The organism is Maribacter sp. 2-571, assembly GCF_050589625.1.
Classification (GTDB): domain Bacteria; phylum Bacteroidota; class Bacteroidia; order Flavobacteriales; family Flavobacteriaceae; genus Pelagihabitans.
Map to the genome: position 1 here is coordinate 1 of NZ_JBNGOP010000097.1, position 559 is coordinate 559.

The window sequence follows — 559 nt, forward strand, 5'->3', positions numbered from 1 at the left end:
GAACCAACGGCCCAAAAGCGAGGGGCGAACCGCCTCCCCAGTAACCAAAAAGTACGAAAGACCATTTAAATCCTTGTCCCCATCAACATCCAGAAAACTCGACAGGTACGAAGGCACCAACTGTAATAGCGTAACAGCGTCACCGGATAAAACCTTCCCAAAGCTTGGAGCGTCCAAAATAGTCGACTCCCCGTACACCGCCACACGGCCACCGCACAACAGACCGCTCAACATCTGCCAGACCGAGATATCAAAGGTAAAGGGTGCCGTAAAGGCCACCACACTACTATCGTCCATGGACAACGAATCCAACATCAACAAAAGATGGTTCAACATTCCCGCATGCTCGATCATCGCCCCCTTGGGACGACCGGTACTGCCCGAGGTATAGATCACATAGGCCAGACTATCAGGGGAAATATCGATATCAAGGGAATCCGACGGATATTCGGAATACAAAGGCTCCTCGGCGTCCAATACCAATACCTCCATACCAGGTACCTCGGGCAGCGAGCCCTTGGTCGACATATCGGTCAAGACCACCTTACAGCCGATCTCC

The 559-nt window shown here is 52.2% G+C and carries 1 protein-coding gene; it reads right to left on the reverse strand.

Annotated elements, in window-relative coordinates; genetic code table 11:
• Positions 1-559, reverse strand: a 559-nt coding sequence (locus ACRD7P_RS21045; protein ID WP_430909781.1) for an AMP-binding protein, incomplete at both ends; no start/stop codon positions are given.